This is a genomic window from Microcoleus sp. AT3-D2 (assembly GCF_036705715.1).
Lineage (GTDB): Bacteria > Cyanobacteriota > Cyanobacteriia > Cyanobacteriales > Microcoleaceae > Microcoleus.
In genome coordinates, this window is sequence record NZ_JAUBVE010000135.1 from 1 (window position 1) to 7,264 (window position 7,264).

6 protein-coding genes are annotated in these 7,264 nt (G+C 44.6%); 2 read left to right on the forward strand and 4 right to left on the reverse strand.

Annotated elements, in window-relative coordinates:
• Positions 1–57: 57 nt before the first annotated feature.
• The 3 genes from QUB44_RS29795 to QUB44_RS29805 form a co-directional block, all read right to left on the reverse strand.
• Entirely contained in the window at positions 58–1,242 is a 1,185-nt protein-coding gene (locus QUB44_RS29795; protein ID WP_333373284.1) for a DNA cytosine methyltransferase, read from the reverse strand.
• A gap of 49 nt (positions 1,243–1,291) precedes the next feature.
• Positions 1,292–2,131 carry a TdeIII family type II restriction endonuclease gene (locus tag QUB44_RS29800; RefSeq protein ID WP_333373287.1) on the reverse strand — a complete coding sequence of 280 codons (840 nt, stop codon included), beginning with the start codon at positions 2,129–2,131 and terminating at the stop codon, positions 1,292–1,294.
• Between the two features lie 158 nt (positions 2,132–2,289).
• Positions 2,290–5,499: a glycoside hydrolase family 15 protein gene (locus QUB44_RS29805; RefSeq protein ID WP_333373290.1), complete on the reverse strand. Its 3,210-nt coding sequence runs from the start codon at positions 5,497–5,499 to the stop codon at positions 2,290–2,292.
• A gap of 111 nt (positions 5,500–5,610) precedes the next feature.
• Between QUB44_RS29805 and QUB44_RS29810 the strand changes: the two genes are divergently transcribed.
• Positions 5,611–5,751, forward strand: a complete 141-nt coding sequence (locus QUB44_RS29810) for a hypothetical protein (protein WP_333373293.1) — start codon at positions 5,611–5,613, stop codon at positions 5,749–5,751.
• 202 nt (positions 5,752–5,953) lie between these two features.
• Entirely contained in the window at positions 5,954–6,685 is a 732-nt protein-coding gene (locus tag QUB44_RS29815) for a WecB/TagA/CpsF family glycosyltransferase (protein ID WP_333373295.1), read from the forward strand.
• 235 nt (positions 6,686–6,920) lie between these two features.
• Here QUB44_RS29815 and QUB44_RS29820 read toward each other — a convergent pair whose 3' ends face one another.
• Positions 6,921–7,181, reverse strand: coding sequence for an S-layer homology domain-containing protein (locus QUB44_RS29820; RefSeq protein WP_333373297.1), 261 nt, complete (start codon positions 7,179–7,181; stop codon positions 6,921–6,923).
• Positions 7,182–7,264: the final 83 nt, after the last annotated feature.

The following is a 7,264-nucleotide window of genomic DNA, read 5'->3' on the forward strand; positions in this document are numbered from 1 at the left end:
ACAACAAACTACATTGAAACTTAGTCGGATTTAACTGTAGCATATTTTGGGTTCCAGTTAAGATGCGTTTACCCTGAGAGAAAGCTGTTGAATGATTTCTCGTCCTGGGACTCGATCGCCCTTAATTACCTGACAAAGGTATTGACCGATCGCCTCTCCCAATAATACCGGAACTGCATTCCCAATTTGCCGATATTTAGAAGCAGTCGATCCATAAAAAACCCAATCATCTGGAAACGTCTGAATTCTGGCGCACTCCCTTACACTCAAAGGACGCAATTCATCGGGATGACACATATCTGTAGCCTTTTGATGAGGACTCGTGGTGACAGTAGGCGACGGTTTATCCCATGCCAAGCGCCGATAAAAACCCACTTTACCGCCTTCAGATTTATAAGCTCCTCCCATTGCTTCTTGTTGTAATTCGCTGGGTAAATGCCTCCAGTTTTGACCTGCTGTTAACAGGCGCAAATACTTGAGGCGACTTTCTGAGTAAGGGACAAATTCGGGCTGAGAATCTACTAAATCTTTTAATCCTTCTCGCAGCGTCAGCCATTTGGGTTTTTTACCAGTACCTTTCTGACTGTAATTTGGGAGCGGCAAAGTAACTGAATCATTACCTTTATAACCAATAAAGATTACTCTTTCTCTAACTTGAGGAACGCCGTAATCAGCAGTATTGAGCAAATCATACACAACTTCATAACCAATTCGTTTCATCTCTGCCAAAATCACTTGTAAAGCTGCACCTGGCATCTCATCTGGTTCTAATTGCGGGAAATCTAAACCTCTGCGATCGTGAGGTCGATGTCGAATCGGAGCTGACAGCAATCCCTTAACATTTTCCATGATAAAAAAGCGCGGTTTGATTTCGTCAACAATGCGTATGAAATCCATAAATAAGCTGCCGCGCGGATCGCCAACCGACCCCCGTTTTCCGGCTGTGCTGAAGGGTTGGCACGGGGGGCCACCAGTCACTAAATCTACTTCTTCAGCGCGTAGAGGTCTATCTAAACCTAAGATGTGTCCGCCTTCTTCTAATAAAGTTTTGGCGCTGACTTCGCAAATATCTCTCGGTAGAGCAGATAAGGATAAATGAGGACGATTTAGAGAGATTGTTTTGGTAGCATCCGGCTCGATTTCTACTAAACTTACTGTCTGAAATCCTGCTTTTTCTAGACCTAAATCTAAACCGTAGGCTCCAGTAAAGAGGCTAATAGTTATCGGTTTGTTGTTAATCACACGTTTAAGCCTCAAGCTTAGATATTGCTGTAATGAAAATTGTACTTTACTAAAATCCAAAAGCAAGAGCATCAAGCATATACTTACCCTTCTCCCGCCCGACTTCTTGATATATATCCAAAAGTTCTTCGTAGGCAGTCTCTCCCCCTATAATATTCCAAAACTCATGTCCCATAATGACAGCTTGTTCAAAGGGCGTATACTTCCTTGCCACTGACCATTTATAATCTGAACGATTTGGCCCGTAAGGATTGTAAGCCATAGCATAATAACATTGAGCAGCGGGGCGAGACTGTCCGCAAAGTAAATGAAATCTCAGCAGTCGTTGAATGACCTCCAAACATTGTCCTTTGTTGGGTTTTGACCCTTTAATTTCAAAGAAAAATTTCCTCCCGTCACGGGATAGCACGTACAAATCTGCTTTGACCGATCGCCTAACTAAATGGTTAGTTTTTTGAGTCTCAAGAACAGCTTCTATCATTTCTTCAAAATCAGGTTTATTTGCATTTTTGTCGGCTGACTGCTCAAATAGCGCTATCTGACGCTCAATTTCATGGATAGCCTCTATGCTAACTTCGCCAGAAATTTCATAGCTTCTGCTTGCTTCTTGGTGATGTTCCAAAGCAATGAGTTTTGCACATTCTTCATAAGTTGTGCCCAAGCTGCTGCTGAAAGCTCTTTCAAACTCGTTAATTCTGAGCAACTCTGACGGGACGAGCGCAGTTTGTAATAGTTCGGATTGCTCTGTAGAGGATTTGCATGATAAATATGCTGCTGGAATATCAAGTTTCGGTATTAGCCGTCCTCTGTATTGATTGACAAGGTTTTCGATGAAAACTTCTAAGTATGCTTTGATGATGGCGCGTGTAATTGAGCTAATAGCTGACATTATTTTACTGCCAATATTCAGTTTACTTTACTTGTTGCAAAAATGTAATAACTTTGTAGTTAGGACTTTAGCCCTTGCTGATGAGTTGGCAAAGAAAGGACGGAAGTCGTTACTACAAACAGGTCAATCGAGACTTGTATTAACCAGCCGCACTCAATCTATCCAAACTTCGTCAAGAATCGGAAAGCATCGAGTACGTGACTCGCGCAAACGTAAGGCGAAGTATTGTAAAAAGCTTGCCAAGCCGCCGCTTTATCTTCGTCGTATTTACCCGCTCTTTCCGGGTATTTTCCTTGCCAATTCAGCCGGACTGCGTGACCGACTAATACATCTAAAACGATGTATTCTTCTACTTGCAATTCAGGGTTGCGCTGGGCGATCGCAGCCAACTCCATCAGCGCCTCAATATTGACTTGTCGGTATTCCGGTGCGACAATTTTATTCAGCAAATGCTCGATTTGTAGCGCGAAATTCTTTTCGCCGGGGGTCATTTCCGATAAAATGATATGGCTATCTAACCGATTGCGCCGCTCTAATTTGTCGCCAATTATCAAGCCTTTGCAGTGCCGCAGGAGTCCCCAAACACTCGGATAAAAATCCTTCGGTACGCGATTGACTGTACCTTCCATTTGCCGCTTCCGGCGCCATCCTCCCCCAGGCATTGTTGCTTCTTCAGAAACTGGCGCTACTACCCATTCAATATCTTTTTCCGGCTGTTTGACGCGCAGGGATTCTTGCTGTTTGAGGATTTGATTCATTTCCTCGTATTCTGTCAACACTTGGCGCAGGCGATTTTTGATTTCAAAAGGGCTTAGCTGCATTAAATATTCGTAAGCTTCATTTTGCGTAACTCCTAACTCGCGGGCTAATTCGCTTGTTAAGAGCAAAATAAAGTAGCTAACTCTCAGCGTCAGCAGGCCTTTAAATAACTGCGGTTCGGCTTTAATTAGCAGGCCGAGGTAGATGAGAACTTCTTGAGTTAGAACTCGATCGCGAATGTCTTCTCCGCAGAATTGGCGAATTTTGTCCATCACTTCCGTATAAGAACCCGGCCGCGAAATTATCGAATCTTCGCTGTAGGCTTTCCCCACAGCAATCTGTTTTTGCCTCACCAAAATGTCTGTCACCGCATCGGACAAGCTGATATCAACTTTGTCCAGCAAACCTGCGGCATGGCGGATGACTGCCCATTGGATTTTTGATTGCGAACTTTCTCCAGCTTTTGTATAAACTTCGTTGACCAAATCCACAACTTTAACTGTTTCTTCCGCCCCTCCAAATCCTGTATCAAAATTTAATCCTTTGAGGCGAACTAACGTGTGCAGCAACTCAATTTGTTCGTATAAATTTTCTGAATCGCGCAGGCTAGTTAGCAAGAATTGAGTATTAGTTTCGCACTCTAATTTAAATTCTTGCGTGTGACCCAACGGCCAAGTTTTTTCAGGATTGTAAGTTAGATAGCTGCGCGTTTCTACTGCACCTGTCACCGGAGATTCGGTAAATTCAAAATCGTGCATGAAATCAATTCTTTCGGTGCCAGCAGTCAGCATTAACTGCTTAAGATTTCCGAGTTTAACTGGCGTGTTGTTACAGTGTCCATCCCGGAATTCCTTCATTAATTCTAACAACGCTTCCCGCCCGGTTTCCAGCATCGTGTGAGTCAGCATCAGCGTTACCGTAGGGCGTCCCAACTGATACCAGTGGCGGTGAATCTGAGCTATTTCGCTCTTGATTTGAGCTACTAAAAAATGGTAATCTAAAGTTAAGTAAAACTCTTGTCTATTCAAAAATGAGGGGAGAAATACGATCGCCTCTTCGCGAATTTTAAACACCCGAGAAGTTGTTAAACTCCGCAAACGGCGCACGGGGCGGCCGGTTAAACCTAATTGGTCGTTACGTCCAATTTGCGTGTAAATAGCTGATAATTCTTTAGTCTGGCGGACTTGAATTGGTTCTACCTGTTTTGGGGTTTGTGCCGCAATGCCGTTAGCGGCTAATTCTGCTTGCAAATCTTCGTCTTCAGCTAACAGTGCAATTTGCACTAAAGGTTCTCTGTGCGGGCCGACTGACAAATGCCTTCCCAGCGGGTCGATATCGCCCACTGCGATTAATCCTTCGTTCAGCAATTGACCGAGAAAATACAAACTTTGGGCCCAAACTAGGGGGATATTTTCATTGGGCAAGCGCTGCTGGCTGCTGGGATTTAACTTTTCTGCTTCTATATTTTCGGCGGGGACGTAGTACAATTCTGGTAGTAGCTGCACACCAGAGCGATCGACTGCTAGAGATTCCAAACGCTCCTGGTACTCCTGCACTTGGGCTTGATTTCCCTGAAATATGCCGTCCAACAATAAATAAGTGAAAAATAGCGGCCACTCGCATTCAATGTGCTCGAACTGCCTTAATTCTGTGGGTTCGTAGTGCAGGCGATCGGCATCTTCCAACACTGTTTGGTGTCCGTCCCGCAGAAACCGCTTGCAGCCGTATTTTCCTTGCAATTTGTCAATAATTTTATTTCGAGTCCGTTCTATTAATTCTCGGTCTTCAACAGCAAAAGCCGGAAAACTAATCACGCTCAATAAAGCGGCATCTACTTCTTTTGAACTAGATTCGCGAGGCAAAAGCGATTCCAAAGTTATACGACTTCTGGCAATTTCGTCTGGCAAAACGTGAATAACTGACGCTTGAGAACCTTGAATACCGAACAAATCCAACCCATTTATTGCTTCCAGTGCTGCTTTGGCCATGCCAACTGAACTGGCGTTCAATTCTGCATTGCCTCGATTGATTTTATGACCTCTTTCCCAAATTCCGTAATCCGGCGTCCGGTAGGCTCTACCGATGTAGTAAACTAAATTCTGCACAAAATTGACTTCATCAATTGTAAAAATTACGTGCAGCCCGGAAGCCGTCATTTGAGCAAGAATTAATAAGAATATAGATGTAGCGTCTAACTGTAAATGTCCCCACTTGTCATCACCGACAACAATACTTCCAGTTTGAGTATTGTATTTAGCGTGCAAGGCATCTAGCGGCAACTGAGTATTTTTAAAACGTTCTACTTTGCTCGATTGCTGCATCATCGCAAACAGCAAGCCGCGCATCAGTTTGACTGTGCTTTGTTCGAGTTCAAATGTTCTGCCCTGATCGCCATCAATTTTGCGATAAGCTAAACCCAAACCCCACACCGCGAGAATGCTGTACACGTTGTCGCGCACCCAGGCATCGGTGTAGTCGCCGTGAGCGTTAACTGCGGTACTCGCCGGCAGCAAACCAGTAATTGGGTTCTGGCGCTTGAGGATGATGTTTTTGATTTGTTGGTAGTAATAATCTAACCTGCTTTGCCGCTGGGTTTTTGCGATCGCCATTTCGTTTTCCTTCTTTTTCCTGATGCGAGCCGAATTGCGGTGAATAGACTTTTAAATATATCCGATATTAGCTCATTTTTCAAGTTATCCAAACACAAAAAGGTAATTGCCATGTCTAGTCGCAACAACAACAATAACAACAGCGTTCCTTTCGTAAAAATTGTCTACTCCACAGTGAAAATTAATGGTAAAATTGAGCTAGTACCGATGGAATGGTACGCAGACGGCTCTGTTAAAAAAATCGAACACTAATGCTCGATCGCACTTGGCAGGCTAACTCTAATGGACTTGCGCGCCGCGTACAAAAAACCCGGTTTCTGGGCCACGGAATGATGACTTAACAGAATCTTTGTGGCACAAACCGGGTTTTTTGCGTCCAAAAGTAGTCTAGCATTGATCGCCAATCTAAGCTAATTTAAATAACTAGGTGTGTAGGAATCTCAAAGAAAAAAATATGGATCGATCGCGCCCACAATTTTCAGTGCTGGGACTACCAGTTCACATATTAGATGATTATGCAGGTTGGCTGATGGAGCGCCTGCATCAAGGGTTAGGAAGTCATGTGGTGACTTTGAATGCTGAAATGGCCATGCAAGCCGAGCAAAATCAGGCCTTAGCAGATGTAATCCGCAAAGCGGAACTCGTGATTCCCGACGGTTCGGGAGTGGTGCTGTACTTGCGGCTGCGTGGCAAACCGGCACAGCGCTATCCGGGGATTGAATTAGCAGAATCGCTGCTGCAACAAGCCGGAAAATTGCCTGATTCGGAACCACTATTTTTCTTTGGAGGTTCCCCCGGAGTTGCGGAGGCGGCTGCCGAAACTTGGCAGCAAAAAGTTAACGGATTGTCGATTGCTTCTCAACACGGTTATCTTTCCGCAGATGAAGAGAAAGACTTCCGTGAAAGCCTCAAAAAAATGCAGCCTAAACTGATTTTTGTAGGCTTGGGAGTGCCGCGCCAAGAATTTTGGATTGCCCAACACCGACACCTTTGCCCTCAGTCAATTTGGGTGGGAGTGGGCGGAAGTTTCGATATTTGGGCGGGAACAAAAACCCGCGCGCCGGCTTGGTTTTGCGACAATCATTTAGAATGGCTGTATAGGCTTTATCAAGAACCTTGGCGGTGGCGCAGGATGTTAGCTTTGCCACAATTTGCTTTGAAAGCTTTGGCGGATTTGCGAGGGTAAATTAATAGCATCAATCTTCTGTCTGAGTCACAATCCTCTCGATCCCCCCTAACCCCCCTTAACAAGGGGGGAACAAGAATGTCGTCAAAATTTTCCTTATTAAGGGGGATTCGAGGGATCTAGACTCGACTACAAGCGACATAAATCGTGTTATTTCTTCAGTCCGCGTAGGCGGACTTTGTTTGTGTAGTAGCGGTTTCAACCGCCGATTCTAATCAATACAAACCAATTGCGATTAAACAATATAAGGAGAATCGATCGCCTTTGCCCGATTAATCGCCACCAAAGTCTGGTAAATCAAAGCCGAAATCTCACCGCGGGTAATGTCCCGCTGCGGCGAAAGCCAATCGCGGGAAGGATAATTAACCACAATCTTCAAAGCAGTTGCTGTGGCGATCGCACTCAAAGCATAATTAGGAATTTGAGAGCGATCGGTGTAAACTTTCAAAGTATCAGGATTCCCGCCCTTGAGTTCCAAACCGTTAACCAAAGACACGATCGCATCCAGGGCTATTTCATTCTAAACAGCTTCTTCAAAACGTCTAGACCATAGCCCGCGAGCCGTTGTGCCTGTGCCAT

Excerpts from the sequence above, each read along its gene's own strand:
- QUB44_RS29815 (WP_333373295.1), top strand. The coding sequence starts at position 5,954 with ATGGATCGATCGCGCCCACAATTTTCAGTGCTGGGACTACCAGTTCAC.
- QUB44_RS29805 (WP_333373290.1), bottom strand. The coding sequence starts at position 5,499 with ATGGCGATCGCAAAAACCCAGCGGCAAAGCAGGTTAGATTATTACTAC.
- QUB44_RS29800 (WP_333373287.1), bottom strand. The coding sequence starts at position 2,131 with ATGTCAGCTATTAGCTCAATTACACGCGCCATCATCAAAGCATACTTA.
- QUB44_RS29810 (WP_333373293.1), top strand. The coding sequence starts at position 5,611 with ATGTCTAGTCGCAACAACAACAATAACAACAGCGTTCCTTTCGTAAAA.